The sequence below is a fragment of the Sphingomonas sp. ERG5 genome (genome assembly GCF_000803065.1).
Classification (GTDB): Bacteria; Pseudomonadota; Alphaproteobacteria; order Sphingomonadales; family Sphingomonadaceae; genus Sphingomonas.
Genome location: NZ_JSXI01000016.1, coordinates 68939 through 86267 on the forward strand (window position 1 = coordinate 68939; position 17329 = coordinate 86267).

Consider the following 17329-nt stretch of genomic DNA (forward strand, 5'->3'; position numbering starts at 1 on the left):
CGTCTTACTTCGCTTCGACGCTCTCGGCCTTACCCTTTTTCTTGGGCTTTTTCGGCGCGGCGGCGGTGATCTCGAAAACCAGCGCGCCGTCCTTCATCTTCACCGTCACTTCGCCGCCATGGACGAGCTTGCCGAACAGCAATTCCTCGGCGAGCGGCTGCTTGATCTTTTCCTGGATCAGGCGGCCCATCGGGCGTGCACCATAGAGCTTGTCATAGCCCTTGGTGGTGAGCCACGCCTTGGATTCGTCGTCGAGCGTGATGTGCACATTGCGGTCGGCGAGCTGCAGTTCGAGCTGGAGGATGAACTTCTCCACCACCCGCGCGACCACGTCGGTCGGCAGATAGCTGAACGGCACGATCGCATCCAACCGGTTGCGGAACTCTGGCGTGAACATCTTCTGCACCGCCTGCTCGTCCTCGCCCTCACGCGTCAACTGGCCGAAGCCAAGCGTTTCGCGCGCCATGTCGGACGCCCCGGCATTGGTCGTCATGATCAGGATGACATTCCTGAAATCGACGGTCTTGCCGTGATGATCGGTCAGCTTGCCGTTGTCCATCACCTGCAACAGGATGTTGAACAGGTCTGGATGCGCCTTCTCGATCTCGTCGAGCAACAGCACCGAATGCGGCTGCTGATCGACGGCATCGGTCAGCAGGCCACCCTGGTCATAGCCGACATAGCCGGGAGGCGCGCCGATCAGCCGGCTGACCGAGTGGCGCTCCATATATTCCGACATGTCGAAGCGCTGCAGCGGGATGCCCATGATGCTGGCGAGCTGCTTGGCGACTTCGGTCTTGCCGACGCCGGTCGGGCCGGTGAACAGGTAATTGCCGATCGGCTTGTCGGGATCGCGCAGGCCGGCGCGGCTGAGCTTGATTGCGGACGCAAGCTTCTCGATCGCGGCATTCTGCCCGAACACGACGCGCTTGAGATCGGTCTCCAGACTCTCCAGCGCCTTGGTGTCGTCGGTCGAGACCGATTTCGGCGGGATGCGCGCCATCGTCGCGATCACGGCTTCGATCTCGCGCGTGGTGATGGTCTTCTTGCGCTTGTTCGGCGGCACCAGCATCTGCATCGCGCCGACTTCGTCGATCACGTCGATCGCCTTGTCGGGCAGCTTGCGGTCGTTGATGTAGCGCGCGCTGAGTTCCACCGCCGACTTGATCGCGTCGGGGGTGTATTTCACTGAGTGATGGCTCTCGAACGCCGTGCGCAGCCCGGTCAGGATCTTGATCGTGTCCTCGATCGTCGGTTCATTGACGTCGATCTTCTGGAAGCGCCGCAGCAATGCGCGGTCCTTCTCGAAGTGATTGCGGAACTCCTTGTAGGTGGTCGACCCGATGCAACGGATCGTGCCGCCCGACAAAGCGGGTTTCAGCAGGTTCGACGCGTCCATCGCGCCGCCGCTGGTCGCGCCGGCGCCGATCACGGTGTGGATCTCATCAATGAACAGGATCGCGTCGGGCAGTTTTTCGAGCTCGTTGACGACTGCCTTCAGGCGTTCCTCGAAGTCGCCGCGATAGCGCGTGCCGGCGAGCAAGGCGCCCATGTCGAGCGAATAGATCACCGCCGGCAACAGCACCTCGGGCACATCGCCTTCGACGATCTTGCGCGCCAGGCCCTCGGCAATGGCGGTCTTGCCGACGCCCGGATCGCCGACATAGAGCGGATTGTTCTTCGACCGGCGGCACAGGATCTGTACCGTGCGGTCGACTTCCGGCCCGCGCCCGATCAGCGGATCGACCTTGCCGTTCTTCGCCTTCTCGTTGAGATCGATGGTGAATTGCTTGAGCGCGCTTTCGCCCTTCTTCTCGCCCGGCTTTTGCGTTTTCTCTTCCTCGGCGCCCTTCACTTCGCGCGCTTCGGGAGCGGCGCCGCCTTTGCCGACGCCGTGCGAGATGAAGCTGACGGCATCGAGGCGGCTCATGTCCTGCTGCTGGAGGAAATAGACGGCATAGCTCTCGCGCTCGCTGAACAGAGCGACGAGCACATTGGCGCCGGTCACTTCGTCGCGGCCGGAGGACTGGACGTGGAGGATCGCGCGCTGCACGACACGCTGGAAACCGCTGGTGGGCGAGGGGTCGGTGGCTGCATCGACCTTCAGCGCCTCGAGCTCAGTGTCGAGATAATGCGCCACGGTCGCCTTCAGCTCGCCGAGATCGACGCCGCAGGACGACATGACATTGGAGGCGTGCTCGTCATCGACCAGCGCCAGCAACAGGTGCTCCAGCGTCGCATATTCATGGCGGCGCGACGATGCGGCTTCGAGCGCCTTGTGCAGCGTGGTCTCGAGCGCGGAGGCGAAACTAGGCATTCAGGTTACTCCATGCGGGCCGTCGGAATGCGGACGGCCCTTTCCACTAATGTTGGAAGGCAGGTCGCCCGCATCAAGCACTTGAAAAACGCTCCGGCTATTCCAGCCTGCCGGAGCCTCAATGCTCATCGCTTGAATAGATCGTTAGCGCTTGCGCGATGGTTAACGGCCTTGGTCATGCGGGTGCGTGTACGGACGATCTCGCCCTCCAGCGCGGCGATGCGCGCTGCGCATTCCTCGACCGAGAGCGGGTCGAGGTCCTGCCGGGTAAGCGCTGTCAGCGGATCGCCCGGTTTTCCTGCAAGGATCTCATCCAAATCCATGACATGAAAGTTGACCGGGTGACCCACGATGTCAATAAGACCCGCCGGATTCCGGCGAAAAAGGGGCGGCGGAGCGATGAGCGACATTCCGAAAATCATGCGGGCGATCGACCCTGAAGTGCCGGGCGGACCCGAAGTGCTGCGCATCGTCGAGCGTCCCGTGCCGGTACCGGGGCCCGATGAGGTGTTGATTCGTGTTGCCGCGGCGGGGGTCAATCGGCCCGAAGTGATGCAGCGCAAGGGATTATACCCACCCCCACCGGGTGCGCCGTCGATTCTCGGCATGGAGATATCCGGCACGATCGTCGCGGTCGGCGACGGCGTCATGAAGGAGATTATCGGCCAGCCGGTCTGCGCGCTGATCAGCGGCGGCGCTTATGCCGATTATGCCGTCGCGCCGTGGGGACAGTGTCTGCCGGTACCCGAGGCGCTGTCGATGGTCGAGGCGGCGGCGATGCCCGAGACATTGTTCACCGTGTGGACCAATTTGTTCGAGCGCGGCTATGCCTCCGAAGGCGACACGGTGCTGGTCCATGGTGGGACCAGTGGCATCGGCACCATGGCGATCGCGCTGGCCAATCTGTTCGACCTGACGATCATCGTCACCGCCGGCTCGGACGAGAAATGTGCCGCGGCCAGGGCGCTCGGGGCGGATCACGCGATCAACTACAAGACGCAGGATTTCGTCGCCGAAGTGAAAACACTCACTGGCGGCAAGGGATGTGCTGTGGTGCTCGACATGGTCGGCGGGGATTATCTGCCGCGCAACCTGCAATGCCTGGCCGATGATGGCCGTCATGTCTCGATCGCGGTGCAGGGCGGTTTGACCGCGACGATCCCGATCTTCGAGATCATGCGCCGCCGCCTGACCCTGACCGGGTCGACGCTGCGCCCGCGAGACACTGCGTTCAAGACGCTGGTCGCCGATGAACTCCATCGTACGGTGTGGCCGCATGTCGAGGCGGGGCGGCTGAAGCCGGTGATCGACCGAACCTTCCCGCTCGCTGAAGCGCCCGCCGCGCATGAACGGATGGAGGCGGGCGATCATGTCGGCAAGATCGTGCTGGTGATGGAGGGGTGACGCCCGGGATCGGTCGTGGAAAAAGGCAGCGGGATCCCCGCGTTCGCGGGGATGACGAGGGTTGTTTGGCTAGCCGCGTGCCCAACCACACGCGTCATCCCCGCGAACGCGGGAATCCCGCTTCTTCTTCTTCTTCTTCTTCTTCTTGACGCCCGATGAAGGGCGGCTGGGTTTATATGATGGCCGATCGCTATCGTGGTGCGATCTATATCGGCGTCACCTCCCGCATCGAAGCTCGAGCCTTCCAGCACGCGACCAAGGTCGGCTCCGACTTCTGCCGCCGCTACAACATCACGAAACTCGTCTGGGCGGAGTATACCGAACGGATCGAGGACGCGATCGCGCGCGAGAAGCAGATGAAGAAATGGCGGCGCGCTTGGAAGGTTGAACTGATCGAGACGTCGAATCCCGACTGGCTGGATTTGTTCGGGACGATCCATGGCGGGGTGGAAGAAGGCGCGGTGTTTCCGGAGGAGTTGCGATAGGCCCGCTTTCTTAAATCTCCCCGTCATCCCCGCGAAAGCGGGGATCCCGCTTCTTCTTTTCGACAGAGGTTCAGTCTCTACCGACCAAGGTGGAAAAGGCAGCGGGATCCCCGCTTTCGCGGGGATGACGTCGAGGTGGGTGGCTTCTCCCGCCATCTCAATCGACATTCATGTTCGATTCCGCTGGCGACCGGCCGCGTCGGCCTCTATCCTGTTTGCATGGGGCAGGGTGGCAAGTGTTAGCGTTTCTCGGGGCGCCGGAAAATTTCGTCTTTGTTTCGGCCATCATATTGATGCTGTTGATCGGCGTCGTGCAGCTGGTCGGGCTTGGCCATGACGCACACATCCATGGCGATTTCGATTCGCATCCCGACCTGCTGAGTTGGCTTGGGGTCGGTCGCTTGCCGATGCTCATGCTGCTGGTCGTCTTTCTCGCCATGTTCGGCATGATTGGGCTGATCGGCCAGCAGGCGATCCACGATACGACCGGCGCACTGCTCGACCCATGGTTCGCGATTCCGGCCGCCTTTGTCGCCGCGCTTCCCGTGACCGGCCTGGCGGCGCGGGGACTCGCGCATATCCTGCCGCGCGATCACACCACCGCCATCTCGCTCGACGATCTGGTCGGTGAGGCGGGCAGCATCGTCACCGGCCGGGCCGCGCACGGATCGCCCGCCCGCGCCCGCGTCGAGGACCAGCATGGCCAGGCGCATTACGTGATGGTCGAGCCCAATATGCCCGACCAGGTCTTCGAGGAAGGCGAGCGCATCCTGCTCGTGCGTCGCGAGAACCAGATCTTTCGTGCCATTTCCCGCGGCGACCATCGTCTGCCGCACATCGGAGTCTGACCGCAATGAATGACGTCGTGACCCAATCGGGATCGATCATACCCTATCTGATCTATTCGGGCGTCGGGCTTGCCGCGCTGCTGATCCTCGGCCTGATCCTGGCCAAGCTCTACAAGCGTGCCTCGAAAGAGATCGGCTTCGTCCGCACCGGTTTCGGCGGCGAAAAGGTCGTGATCAATGGCGGTGCGCTGGTGCTGCCGGTGTTCCATGAAACCATGCCGGTCAACATGAACACCGTGCGCCTCGCGGTCGAACGCAAGAATACTGACGCGCTGATCACGCTCGACCGCTTGCGCATTGATGTGAAGGCGGAATTCTACGTCCGTGTCCGTCCCGATGCGCAGTCGATCGCGACCGCCGCGCAGACGCTTGGCATGCGCACCATGCATCCCGATGCGCTGAAGGAACTGGTCGAAGGCAAGTTCGTCGACGCGCTGCGCTCGGTTGCGGCCGGCATGACGATGAACCAGCTGCACGAACAGCGCGCCGACTTCGTGCAGAAGGTGCAGCAGGTGTCGTCCGCCGATCTGGCGATGAACGGCCTGGAACTCGAATCCGTGTCGCTGACCGGGCTCGACCAGACCTCGATCGAGCATTTCAATGCCAATAACGCGTTCGATGCCGAAGGTCTGACCAAGCTGACCGAGCAGATCGAGCTGCGCAAGAAAGCCCGCAACGACATTGAACAGGACACGCGGATCCAGATCGAGACCAAGAATCTCGAGGCCGAGCGTCAGTCTTTCCTGATCGGCCGGGACACCGAATTCGCGCGGCTCGAACAGGAGCGCGAGATCGAATTGAAGCGCGCCGGCCAGGCATCCGAGGTGGCGCGCGAACAGGCGCTGCGCACGCGTGAGGCGGATCAGGCCAAGATCGAGGCCAAGCAAAAGGTCGACAGCTCGCAGATCGAGGCCGACCGCGCGGTCAAGGAAGCGCAGATCGCGCAGGAGCAAGCGCTTGCGCTCGCCCGGCAGGAGCAGGAGATCGCGGTCCAGAACAAGAGTCGTGAGGAAAGCCAGGCTCGCGCAGAAGCGGACAAGGCGCGCGCCGGGGCGGTCGCGGCCGAGGAACAGGTCGGCACCGCGCGCGAGACCGAGATCGCTGAACGCCAGAAGCGCATCGAGCTGATCGACGCATCGCGCGAAGCCGAACGCGCCGCGATCGGCATCAAGGTCCAGGCCGAGGCCGAAAAACAGGCGGCCGCTGACCGAGGCGAAGCGGTACGCCTGACCGCAGAGAGCGAAGCCGAGGCAGCCAAGCTCAAGGCCGAGGGCGACCGGGTCCGCTTCGAGGTCGAGGCGGCGGGCCAGCGTGCGGTCAACGAGGCGGCAAACCTGCTGTCGTCGGACCAGGTGTCGATGGCGACCAGACTGGCATTGTTGAAGGTGCTGCCCGAGCTGATCCGCGAAGCGGCGAAGCCGATGGAAGCGATCGACAGCATCAAGATCGTCCAGGTCGAAGGCCTGCAAGGGCAGGGCGGCGGTGGTGTCGCGATCGACGGCGATGGCGGGAATGGCAGTGGTGGCGGCAATCTTGCCAATTCAGCGGTGTCGGCGGCGCTGCGCTATCGTGCCCAGGCGCCGCTGATCGACGGGTTGATGAAGGAACTCGGCATCGACGGCACGTCGCTCGAATCGATGACGCGGTCGGTCGCGAGCGCCGCACCGATCCAGGCCATTGTCATCGAGCCGGAAAAAGACTGATGATTCCCGGCCATCCCCGCGTTCGCGGGGGTGGCCGGGCGAAGGGTCGCGGGGGCGGCCGGAGGGGGAATTCATGCAGGAAGACGAAACACTCAAGCGGGATGGGACGATTCGCGCCATTCTGCTCGGCATCCTGATTTTGGCGATCGCGACGACCATCGTCCTGTCGAAACGGCCAGTGTTTATCGGCTTGCAGTCCGGCGTCGTGCCTGGCGCGCCGATTGCCGATCGCGATCTGCCGCCGGACTATGCCCGGGCCATGGACGGCTATGGCGTGCATATCCTCAAACTCGGTCGCCAGCGGAAGATTCCGATGGGCGTGCCCATTTCCGACCTGACCGATGAAAAGCCGCGGCTGAAATTCGGCTATTCCTTCTATGAGCGGGATGTTCTGGCGATGCCGTTTCTGGTCCGCAAGCAACATGGCCATGTGATCTATTATGAGAATGACGCGGAATTCGTCGTGGTGCCGGTCACTGACGATTATCTGCGGCAGGTCCGGATCAAGACGGCAAAGCCGCTCGATGATGGCGACTTTCCGCTATGGCCGCATGCCTGGGGCTGGCTGTTCGTGATTGCGATCGGCGGTATCGGCTTGTTCGAACTCGGTGCGCAACGTCGCCGGCGCGAGATAAGCGGCATCATGTAGCCGGTGCGGTTCGGGCGACTATTCTTGCCGCCAGATCACGCAGTGTGGCGCGCAGCTCGGGCGGCTCGATCACCTCGATTTCCGGACCGACCCCAAGCAGGTCGAGCGCCGCCTGCTCGCCCTGCTCGACCGCCAGGGTCAGGCGAACCCAGCCATCGTCCTCGGCTGCACCGGTCGTCTGCACGGCGCGGGCGGCATGGCTGCCGAGGCGCGCCAGCCGCTTGAGCCCGAGCGGCGAGGCACGCAGCACTGCTTCCGAACTCCGCAAATCGCCTTCGAAGCGCTGAATCGCTTCCGACCAGAATGCGGAAAGATCGAAATCCGCCGGCCGTTCGAACCCGGTTTCGAGCATTGTCGCGGACAGGATATTGGCGACCTTGAACAAGCGGATCTTGCCACGCGCGGCGGCGACGCAATACCAGCCGCCGCCCTTCATCACCAACCCCAGCGGCTCGATCCGCCAGTCATGTGTCGCGGTCCAGCTTTCGTAGCGCATCTCGACGATGCGCTGGTCGAGCACCGCGCGAGTCAGCCGGGGCAGATGCTCGGCCGGCTGATCGTCGCGGTACCAGTCGACTGGATCGAGATGGAAGCGCCCGCCGATTCGCGCTGCGCCATCGACCGATCCGGGGGTCAGCGCGGCAAGCAGCTTGCCCTTCGCGCGCGACGCCGCCGGGCCGAGGCCAAGCGCTGCCGCGGGCCCCGGCAAGCCGATCATCAGCATTGCCTCCGCCTCGTCGCTGGCGAGGCCGGTCAGCCGGGTGCGATAGCCGTCGAGCAATTGAAACCCACCGCCGGGACCGCGATCGCCATAGACCGGCACGCCCGCGGCGCTCAGGGCGTCGATGTCGCGATAGATGGTGCGCTCCGAAACCTCGAACTCGTCCGCCAGCGCGCGCGCGGTCAATCGTGTGCGCAACTGCAACAGGATCAGGATCGACAGGAGCCGGCTTGCGCGCATGAATCGACTATGCCCGATAATAGCTGACGGAAAGTGTCAGGTAGCACGACCTAAGCCGTTTCGCATCACAGGCGAGAGGGAATGGACATGATACAGGCAATCGGGCGCAGGGCGGTGCTGCAGGGCGCTGCGGGATTGATCGTCGCGCCAACGGCGTTGACGGGTGTGGTGGCGAGCGCCGCTGAAGTGGGGCCGCCCAAGGTAGACCCTCTGGGCAAGCCGGGCGATTTCGACTTTCTGACCGGCGAATGGCGAATCCATAACCGCATGATCAAGCCGGGCACGGCCAGCGAATGGATCGAATTTCCCGGCGAAGCGACGGTGCGTGCAATCCTGGGCGGCGTGTGCAGCGTCGAGGAACTGCGTATCCCGGCACGTGATTTCTCCGGCATGGGGCTGCGGCTGCTCGATGTCGAGAAGCGGGTCTGGTCGGATCATTGGGTCAACGGCAAGTCGGGCGTGGTCGTGGTGCCGGGGCAGCTGGGTGTGTTCCGGGGTGGCGTCGGCACGTTCGAGTCAGAGGAAATGGACGGCGGCACCAGAGTTTCGGTGCGTGGGATATGGGATCGGATCACCCCTGTCTCGCATCGCTGGTATCAGACCATGTCGCGCGATGGCGGCAAGAGCTGGGTAGAGAATTGGTACATGGACTGGACCCGTGTCGGATGACATGATCGGGCAAGTGGGCAGCTCACAAGGGGCCCTTGTCGATCGCCCCGGTCGTTTGATTTGACCGGCCGCGCTGGCGCGCCATGAAGGGCGCGCCAGCAAAAGGGGGAGCCGCACCGATGTCAGACCTGATTCTCCACGAATATGCCCAGTCGGGAAATTGCTACAAGATCCGCCTGACTGCCGCCTATCTCGGCCTGGCGATCGAGCGGCGCGAATATGACATCCTGGCGGGCGAAACGCGTACCCCGGCCTTTCTCGGCGCAGTCAATGCCAATGGGCGTATCCCGGTGCTGCAGGTCGGCGACCGGTTCCTGCCCGAAAGCGGCGCGGCCTGCCTGTATCTCGCCGATGGGTCGGCACTGATCCCGGAGGATCGCTTCGATCGCGCGGACATGATGCGCTGGATGTTCTGGGAGCAATATAATCACGAACCCAATGTTGCGACATTGCGCTTCTGGCGCCTGTTCATCGGCGACAATGACCTGAACGACGCGCAGCGCGCGCAGCTTCCCCTCAAACAGGCCGCAGGCGAAGCTGCGCTGGCGTTGATGGACGACCATCTCGGTTTGCGGGATTATTTCGTCGGCGATCGGCTGACCCTCGCCGATATTGCGCTCTATGCCTACACCCATGTCGCGAATGATGGTGGCTTCGATCTTACGCGCTACCAATCCATACAACGTTGGATGAAGAAAGTTGCCGCAACGCGGGGCCACGTAACAATAGAAGATTGAATTGACACGGAACTGTCACGCGTCACGATTCTAAATGTAACACGAGATCGTCATAGCCGCTGCCATGGGAAACCTTAGCGGGGCCGAGCCATGAACGTCATCAGCAAGCTTTCGATCGACGGCAATATTACCGATCTGGCGGACTTCGCCAATTCCAGCCCGGTGATTCCGGAACGGATCGTCGCGGGGCGGCGGCAATATCGCACGATCTGGATTTCCGACGTGCACCTCGGCACGCGCGGCTGCAACGCGACGATGCTGATCGACTTTCTCGACCATGTCGACAGCGAGACCATGTACCTGGTCGGCGACATCATCGACGGCTGGCGGCTGAAGAAGAAATTCTACTGGCCCTCGGCGCATAACGACATCGTCTGGCGGCTGCTGAAGCGCGCCAAGCGCGGCACGCGTGTGATCTATATTCCCGGCAACCATGATGAAGTGTTCCGGCAATTCTCCGGGCTCGATTTCGGGGGCGTGTCGATCCGCCGTCAGGCGATCCATGAAACCGCGGATGGCCGCCGCCTGCTCGTGTTGCACGGTGACGAATTCGACGCGATTACGCTGACGCATCGCTGGCTGGCGCATGTCGGCGATGTCGCGTATGAATTCATGATGGCCCTGAACCGCTGGGTAAACGCGTATCGTCGCTTCTTCGACCTGCCTTATTGGTCGTTGTCGAAACACGCGAAGGCCAAGGTCAAGAATGCCGTCGAGTTCATTTCGAACTACGAAGAAGTCGTGGCGCAGGCGGCGGGCAGCCGTGGCGTGAATGGCGTCGTCTGCGGCCATATCCATACTGCCGAGTTCCGCGATATCGGCGGTGTGGAATATTATAATGATGGCGACTGGGTGGAGGGATGTACGGCACTGGTCGAACATTTCGACGGCCGTATGGAATTGCTCCACTGGGCCGACGAGATTGCGCGGCGCGAGTTGCCCGATGACGCCCCCGGACAAGCCCGCGCGGAGATCGAGATGATGGCGGCCTGACCAAAGTGCGCATCGCGATCGCCACTGACGCGTGGACGCCCCAGGTGAACGGGGTCGTGCGGACCTTGCAGATGGTCCGTGCCGAACTCGAACGTCTGGGCCATGACGTGCTGATCGTCTCGCCCGACCTGTTCTATTCGGTGCCGTGCCCGACCTATCCGGAGATTCGCCTCGCCTTTGCCAGCACGCACGCGGTTGGCAAGATGCTGGAGGATTTCGCCCCGCACGCGATCCATCTTGCGACTGAAGGACCGGTATGCGTTGCCGCGCGGCGCTGGTGCCTCAGCCGGGAATTCCCCTTCACCACCGCTTATCACACCCAGTTCCCCGACTATGTCGCGGCACGCACCGGGGTGAATCCCGAATGGGTGTGGCGCTATATTCGTTGGTTCCATGCGCCTGCTCAGTCGATCCTCGCTTCGACCCCCTCGATCGCTGCGACGCTCAAGGCGCATGGCCTGACGCGGATCCGGCATTGGGGGAGGGGGGTCGATCTTTCGGTCTTCGGCACCGACGTCGCGCCGGATCCGGCGATCAAGGCATTGCCGGGCCCGATCCAGCTTTATGTCGGTCGCGTCGCGGTGGAAAAGAATATCGAGGCGTTTCTGCAGACGAGCCAGCCCGGCACGAAAGTGATCGTCGGTGACGGGCCCGCGCGGACCGCACTGGAGGCGAAATATCCCGAAGTGAAATTCCTCGGCCCGCGTTTCGGCGCTGACCTGGCCGCTTGCTATGCCGCTGCGAACGTCTTCGTCTTTCCGAGCAAGACCGACACGTTCGGGCTGGTGATGATCGAGGCACTGGCGTGCGGCGTGCCCGTCGCGGGCTATCCGGTGACCGGGCCGATCGACATATTGAATGACCGGGTCGGCGCGATGGACGCAGATCTCGATACGGCGATCGCCGCCGCCCTGACTCGCGACCGTGCCGCTTGCGCCGCTTACGGCCAGACCTTCACCTGGGAAGCGAGCGCGCGCCAGTTCCTCGGCGCGCTGGTGCCGGCATTCGGTGACGAGGCTGCCGCGGCCTGACGCATACGGGTTTCAACGGCGCGGGTTCAGGCGACAGGTCGCGCGAAACGCGGGGAATCGGTCCAGTCCGAGCATCGGCAAATATCGCGCCGAGGCGGTGACGTATCCGCTGCGATCGACTTTCAGCTCTCCGACATGGAGGGCGCTCATCACAGCTATCGCCATCGACTGTCCTCGCCTGCCTTAGTGGTGCCGATAGCAGAATTCTCCCGCGGACCTTTCGCCGGCTCGGCCTTGTCCCGGAGCCCCGCGAACGATCATGCACCCCCATCGCAGAGCCGACACCTGCCTCAGGCACAAGGGCTTGACGGCGGCTATGTAGCATTGCTACATACTGGTACTTAGCAGCGCTAAGTATAATGAGGAGGTGCTCCATGGGCAAGCAGATGACGGAGATGCTTAAGGGCACGCTGGAGGGCATCGTCCTCGCGATCCTCTCCGCGCAGCCCGCCTATGGCTATGAGATTACGGCCCGGCTGCGGGAGCAGGGCTTCTCCGACATCGCCGAAGGCACTGTCTACGCCCTGCTTATCAGGAACGAGCAAAAGGGCTTCGTCGATGTGAGGAAAATCCCCTCCGAGAAAGGGCCGCCGCGCAAGGTGTATTCGCTCAACGCTCGGGGAGAGGAATATCTTGAAGAGTTCTGGAGGACGTGGAGCTTCCTCGCGGAACGGCTCGAACAGCTCCACACGGAAAGGAAATAGACATGGCCATTGAGTGGATCGAGCAGGTCACAGGGGCGATCGGGCAGAAGAAACGCTATCGGCAATACAAGGCGCGCACGGAGCAGCTTCCCGAGAACTATCGGGCGGCGATCGATGCGCTGGATCGGTACCTGATGTATTTCGGGTCGATAACGAAGGGCGACACCCTGGTGTCGATGCTGGAAGATCTCGCGGATCTCTTCGACGAGAGTGCTGCGAGCGGAATCCCGATCCGCGCGATCGTTGGGGAGGACCCCGTGGAGTTCGCCGAGGCATTCCTCCAAAATTACTCGGAGGGTCAGTGGATCGACAAGGAGCGGAAACGGCTGATCGATGCCATCGATCGCGTCGCGGGCAACGAACCGTGATGAGAGAGAGAAAGGCTGTCCTGCGGAGGGAGGCACGAGGCGATGCGTGAGGTCGATGGCATGGTCGAGGACGGCTGGGAGCAGGTGGCGGACACTTTCCGCGCCAACTTCAGGGACGGGAAGGACTTGGGCGCCGCATGCTGCGTCTATGTCGACGGGCGCGTCGTGGTCGATCTTTGGGGTGGTCTCGCCGACCGCCAGAGGAATCTCCCGTGGGAGCGGAACACGGTCGCGCTCGTCGCGTCGACCACAAAGGGTGCGACCGCAATGTGCGCTCACCTTCTCGTCCAGCGGGGCCAGCTTGATCTCGATGTTCCCGTCGCCCGCTACTGGCCAGAATTCGGCGCGGCGGGCAAGGACAAGCTCCCGGTCAGATATTTGCTCTCCCACCAGGCGGGCCTTCCCTATGTCGACACGCCGGTGACGTTCGAGGAAGCATGCGCCTGGGATCCGCTGGTTCGTGCACTGGAGGTGCAGCAGCCGCTCTGGACCCCCGGCGCAGAGCATCTCTATCATGCGATGACGTACGGTTTTCTCGTCGGGGAGGTCGTCAAGCGCATCACGGGGAAGTCCCTGGGCACATTCTTCGCAGAGGAAATCGCCCGCCCTCTCGGGTTGTCCGCATGGATCGGCCTACCCGAAGAGCATGAGCCGCGGGTTGCCAAGCTCGAGGCGGCCCCTTTCCCCTACAATTCCATGGAAGACATGGTGGCTGATTTCGGCAAGCTCATGGGGTTGGATCCCGCCGTGGCGGGGGCCGTGGTGAAGGATGTTTACGGACCGGGTTCGGTCTTCATGAAGGCTGGCGCGGTGGGTGGCGTCACCGAGGAGAACATGCACTTACGGGCCTATCGGGCGGCGGAGTTCCCCGCCGCAAACATGTTCGCCAACGCCCACGCCATCGCCCGCATGTACGCCGCAACGGTGAGCGAGGTCGATGGCTTCCGCCTGCTCCAGCCCGACACGGTCGCGGAGATGACGAAGGTCCAGACCGATCGCTCTCGCATGCACGGCGTTCCGCCGGCGCTGCTGCCCGCCACGCAGAACCTATTCAACATGTCGCTCGGCTTCTGGCGGTCCACCCCGCCAATCCATCCCCTGCTCGGCCCGGCGTCGTTTGGCCATCCGGGCAGCGGCGGATCGCTGGGGGCTGCCGATCCCGAATCCCGGGTTGGCTTTGGCTATGTTCCGAATCTCTGGCCGGCTGCCCTGATCGATCCGCGCGCCATCGAACTGACGGCCGCCGTAAGAAAGTGTCTCGGCAAGGTGTAGATCGTCGCCAGCGGAGTGGGCGGGCGCGATCAGAGTGAGGTGTACGGATCACAACCCGGCTTCGTCTCGGTGCGGCCTCCTCAAGGGCGCCACCCGACCTCGATCAGGATGCGTCCCGGCGCAAAACAATAGAACACCCAGCCTCCACGGATCGCGCTGGGAGCGTTCCAGATTTCGGCATCCGCCGCTACCAGTCTGGCATGGAGCGCGTCCACGGCCTCGCGCACCGGCAGGATGAAACCGATATGGTATGTCGCGCGGCCGAGCGAGATTTGGTCCATGCCGCCGAATTTTGCGATCGGCCGGCTGATGACGATCTCCAGCCCTGCATCGTCGTTGAGGATTGCCAGCCCGTCGGCGCCGCGCGTTTCCACTTCGGTCAGGCCGAAATGCTCAATCAGGAAATCGCGCGTCGCCGCGACGTCGGGGACATGAAGGTCAAGGTGGTTCATTCGCATTGTCAGCTCCATCGGATTTAAACCCGCGCTGGAGCCAATCGAAAAGCGGCACACCCAACGCGAGCCCCCGGCACGGGCCGGGCTCGCGTCGTGGGTTCTCGCGCGGATGCGCGGAGCAGAGCTTCCGGGAGGAAGGGGTCGGGCTTACCGGAACCGACCCTGCCTTTTTCGACACGCCGGTTTACCGCCGCCGCGTCGCCAACGCAAATGGCTGGCCGGCACTGATGGAGGGCCCGGAGGGTCACCGCACGCGCTGCCTTGCCACTCCCGGCCAATCACAGTAAGTCAGGCACCAGCACATGGCCGCTCCGAAAGGGGCGGCCCTTTCTGTTTTTAAGGAGTTTCCCCATGGCTCAGCCGCTCATGCCGCATGCGACCGCGTCGTGGCTCGTCGACAATACCTCGCTTTCGTTCGAGCAGATCGCCGAATTTTGCGGCCTGCACATCCTTGAGGTTCAAGCGATCGCCGACGATACCGCCGCGACCAAGTTGACTGGCCGCGACCCCGTTCGTGCGCACGAACTGACTCAGGAAGAGATCGACAAGGGTCAGGCCGATCCGGAATATTCGCTGAAGATCCTGAAGGGTCCGGAGCAGGTCCGCCGCACAAAGGGGCCGCGCTACACGCCGGTATCGAAGCGCTCGGACAAGCCCGATGGCATCGCCTGGATCATCCGCAACCATCCGGAAATCAGCGATGGCGCGATCGGCAACCTGATCGGCACGACCCGTACCACGATTGCGGCGATCCGCGATCGCAGCCATTGGAACATCGCCAACATCACCCCGAAGGACCCGGTGACCCTGGGCCTGACCACGCAGCGCGAGCTTGACGCGGCCGTGGCCAAGGCGGCCAAGGCGGCTGGCCTCGAGGCGCCGGTCGATACCCGTCTGGAAGGCGATCGCGAGGCGCTGATCACCGAATTGCGCGCCCAGCGTGCGCAGGCGGTGCTCGATGCCGAAGCGGTGGAAGCCGGCGAGGCGCCTGTCTCGGCAGAGCCGACCGCTGAGAATCTGTTCAAGCGCTGACCTTTCGGGTCGCCGCCTGCCAGTTGTGACTGGCGCGGCGGCGGCCCGCTGATCCCGTCCTCGATTTTATGGCGTGCAGGATATCGCTGGCGCCTCCGGCGTTGGCGCGTCTTCCCGCAGCCCGAAGACGATGAAGCTGATCCCGGCGAGCAGCCAGACGCCGATGCCACCATAAAGCATCACCCAGCCAAAGCCATGCACGAGCGCGTCATGGATCACCGTGTCCGGCAGCGCCGCTACCGAAGCCACATTCCCGGCGGCGATCCGTTCGGCGAGAGAATAGAGTTCCGTCGTGCTGATCGACTGCGGCAAAACACCCTTGAGGTGCGCCGCCACGCCGCTGATCAGGATGAAGCCCATCATCGCGATATTGATCGCCAGCGAGATCATTCGCGCGCTCATGTCGATGCCCGACGCCATGCCGGCGCGATCGCTCGATATCGCGCCCGTGGTGGTATTGGTGACCGGCGTGTTGGTCAGGCCGAGTCCGATCCCGGCGAGCAGCGCGCCGGGTAATATGGTCAACCAGCTCGCCTGCGCGGCGTCGGCGCCTGCCTTCATCAGGAAGAATCCCAGGCCAATTGTGACCAGGCCTGCGGGAATGACCAGGCCGGGGCGGTAGCGCAGCGACAGCCGCTCCGCCACGGGCGGTACCAACAGGGTCGGCAGGGTATAGGCAAGCAGCGCGGTTCCGGCGGTGACGGTGTCATAACCAAGCCCCGCATGAAACCAGATCGGTAGATAGATCATGAATGGCCAGAAGCTGATGTTCATCGCGGCAGACCCGATGATCGCGCCGGAAAACGCCCGGATGCGGAACACGCCAAAATCGATCATCGGCCGGGGACTGATCCTCTCAGCGACGATGAACGCGATGAAGCTCGCCCCGGCCAGGCCGATGACGCCAAGTGCTGCGGGGCTGCCGAAACCGAGCGCCGGTCCCTGGGTGATGTAGAAAGCGAGACAGAATACCGACAGCGATAGAGTGACGATGCCGACAACATCGAGGCGATCGGCGCCGGGATCGCGCGATTCCCGGACGCCGATGGCGGCAAGCAGCGTCACGATGGCCGCCAGCACGACATGGACCAGGAAGACCCATTCCCAGCTCGACAACGCGACGATCGCACTGCCGATGATCGGGCCGAAGCCAAGACCGATCCCGAAGATGATCCCCCACCATCCAAAGGCCATGCCGCGTTCGCGCGCGCCACTGAATTGCTGCGAGAGGACCGCGACCTGGCAGATCAGCATGACCCCGCCGCTCATGCCCTGAAGGAAACGCGCGATGATCAGCACGGCGACATTGTCCGTCAGGCCGCACAGCAATGATGTTGCGCCAAAGGCAGTGATCCCGATCAGGAAAACCCGCTTGCGGCCATAACGGTCGGCCAGGGTGCCGGTCGCGAACAGCACCGTCGTCACGGCGATGGTGTAGGCGTTCATGATCCATTGCAGCTGGCTGAAATCCGCGTGCAGCACCTGTTCCAGCGTGGGCAGGATCGCCGGCACGCTGGAAATTTCCAGGCCGAACATCAGCGACGAGAGGCAGACGGCCGCCAGAGCGATCATGCTTTGGCTGCGGGATGGGAGGGGCATGGTTCGGCCTTTCGACGCCGGAATGGGCCAAGGCGACATAATGGGCGCTTGATCATAACAGAATTGGATGGTTAAATATTTCAGAGACGACAGATATGGATA

General features: G+C 63.1%; 18 protein-coding genes. 13 read left to right on the forward strand and 5 right to left on the reverse strand.

Annotated elements, in window-relative coordinates; all coding sequences use genetic code 11:
* Window positions 1–4: 4 nt before the first annotated feature.
* Together clpA and OO12_RS04255 are read right to left on the reverse strand one after the other, a co-directional pair.
* Window positions 5–2317, reverse strand: a complete 2313-nt coding sequence (gene clpA / locus OO12_RS04250) for an ATP-dependent Clp protease ATP-binding subunit ClpA (protein ID WP_034157399.1) — start codon at window positions 2315–2317, stop codon at window positions 5–7.
* Window positions 2318–2442: 125 nt separating this feature from the next.
* On the reverse strand, window positions 2443–2640 hold the full coding sequence (locus tag OO12_RS04255; RefSeq protein ID WP_034157400.1) for a DUF1192 domain-containing protein: 198 nt from the start codon (window positions 2638–2640) through the stop codon (window positions 2443–2445).
* Between the two features lie 97 nt (window positions 2641–2737).
* On the opposite strand from OO12_RS04255, the gene OO12_RS04260 reads away from it, so the two are divergent.
* From OO12_RS04260 to OO12_RS04280, 5 genes are all read left to right on the forward strand, one after another.
* The gene (locus OO12_RS04260) at window positions 2738–3721 is read left to right on the forward strand and encodes an NAD(P)H-quinone oxidoreductase (protein ID WP_034157577.1); all 984 of its coding nucleotides are present in this window, start codon (window positions 2738–2740) and stop codon (window positions 3719–3721) included.
* Window positions 3722–3876: 155 nt separating this feature from the next.
* Window positions 3877–4206: a GIY-YIG nuclease family protein gene (locus OO12_RS04265; RefSeq protein WP_052215531.1), complete on the forward strand. Its 330-nt coding sequence runs from the start codon at window positions 3877–3879 to the stop codon at window positions 4204–4206.
* A 236-nt stretch (window positions 4207–4442) separates the two neighbouring features.
* Entirely contained in the window at window positions 4443–5054 is a 612-nt protein-coding gene (locus OO12_RS04270; RefSeq protein ID WP_034157401.1) for a YqiJ family protein, read from the forward strand.
* 5 nt (window positions 5055–5059) lie between these two features.
* Window positions 5060–6757, forward strand: coding sequence for a flotillin family protein (locus OO12_RS04275; RefSeq protein ID WP_034157402.1), 1698 nt, complete (start codon window positions 5060–5062; stop codon window positions 6755–6757).
* 73 nt (window positions 6758–6830) lie between these two features.
* Window positions 6831–7406 carry a hypothetical protein gene (locus OO12_RS04280; protein WP_034157403.1) on the forward strand — a complete coding sequence of 192 codons (576 nt, stop codon included), beginning with the start codon at window positions 6831–6833 and terminating at the stop codon, window positions 7404–7406.
* Here the strand turns inward: OO12_RS04280 and OO12_RS04285 are convergent.
* Window positions 7399–8367 carry a helix-turn-helix transcriptional regulator gene (locus tag OO12_RS04285; RefSeq protein WP_034157404.1) on the reverse strand — a complete coding sequence of 323 codons (969 nt, stop codon included), beginning with the start codon at window positions 8365–8367 and terminating at the stop codon, window positions 7399–7401. The two genes, OO12_RS04280 and OO12_RS04285, sit on opposite strands and share 8 nt — an antisense overlap.
* Window positions 8368–8454: 87 nt before the next feature.
* On the opposite strand from OO12_RS04285, the gene OO12_RS04290 reads away from it, so the two are divergent.
* From OO12_RS04290 to OO12_RS04320, 7 genes are all read left to right on the forward strand, one after another.
* Window positions 8455–9036 (forward strand): hypothetical protein, encoded by a 582-nt coding sequence (locus OO12_RS04290; RefSeq protein WP_152616266.1) that lies wholly within the window; start codon window positions 8455–8457, stop codon window positions 9034–9036.
* 119 nt (window positions 9037–9155) lie between these two features.
* A complete protein-coding gene (locus tag OO12_RS04295) occupies window positions 9156–9773 on the forward strand; it encodes a glutathione S-transferase family protein (RefSeq protein WP_034157405.1) in 618 nt (205 codons plus the stop codon).
* Window positions 9774–9863: 90 nt separating this feature from the next.
* Window positions 9864–10766, forward strand: a complete 903-nt coding sequence (locus OO12_RS04300; protein WP_034157406.1) for a UDP-2,3-diacylglucosamine diphosphatase — start codon at window positions 9864–9866, stop codon at window positions 10764–10766.
* A 5-nt stretch (window positions 10767–10771) separates the two neighbouring features.
* On the forward strand, window positions 10772–11797 hold the full coding sequence (locus OO12_RS04305) for a glycosyltransferase family 4 protein (protein ID WP_034157407.1): 1026 nt from the start codon (window positions 10772–10774) through the stop codon (window positions 11795–11797).
* Between the two features lie 374 nt (window positions 11798–12171).
* Window positions 12172–12501 carry a PadR family transcriptional regulator gene (locus OO12_RS04310; RefSeq protein ID WP_034157580.1) on the forward strand — a complete coding sequence of 110 codons (330 nt, stop codon included), beginning with the start codon at window positions 12172–12174 and terminating at the stop codon, window positions 12499–12501.
* A 2-nt stretch (window positions 12502–12503) separates the two neighbouring features.
* Window positions 12504–12869 carry a DUF1048 domain-containing protein gene (locus OO12_RS04315; protein WP_034157408.1) on the forward strand — a complete coding sequence of 122 codons (366 nt, stop codon included), beginning with the start codon at window positions 12504–12506 and terminating at the stop codon, window positions 12867–12869.
* 42 nt (window positions 12870–12911) lie between these two features.
* On the forward strand, window positions 12912–14141 hold the full coding sequence (locus tag OO12_RS04320) for an EstA family serine hydrolase (protein WP_034157409.1): 1230 nt from the start codon (window positions 12912–12914) through the stop codon (window positions 14139–14141).
* Window positions 14142–14221: 80 nt separating this feature from the next.
* On the opposite strand, the gene OO12_RS04325 is transcribed toward OO12_RS04320, so the two are convergent.
* A complete protein-coding gene (locus OO12_RS04325; RefSeq protein ID WP_235364681.1) occupies window positions 14222–14593 on the reverse strand; it encodes a VOC family protein in 372 nt (123 codons plus the stop codon).
* Between the two features lie 354 nt (window positions 14594–14947).
* On the opposite strand from OO12_RS04325, the gene OO12_RS04330 reads away from it, so the two are divergent.
* Entirely contained in the window at window positions 14948–15628 is a 681-nt protein-coding gene (locus OO12_RS04330) for a DUF1013 domain-containing protein (protein WP_034157410.1), read from the forward strand.
* A gap of 66 nt (window positions 15629–15694) precedes the next feature.
* Here OO12_RS04330 and OO12_RS04335 read toward each other — a convergent pair whose 3' ends face one another.
* On the reverse strand, window positions 15695–17200 hold the full coding sequence (locus OO12_RS04335) for an MFS transporter (protein ID WP_235364682.1): 1506 nt from the start codon (window positions 17198–17200) through the stop codon (window positions 15695–15697).
* Window positions 17201–17329: the final 129 nt, after the last annotated feature.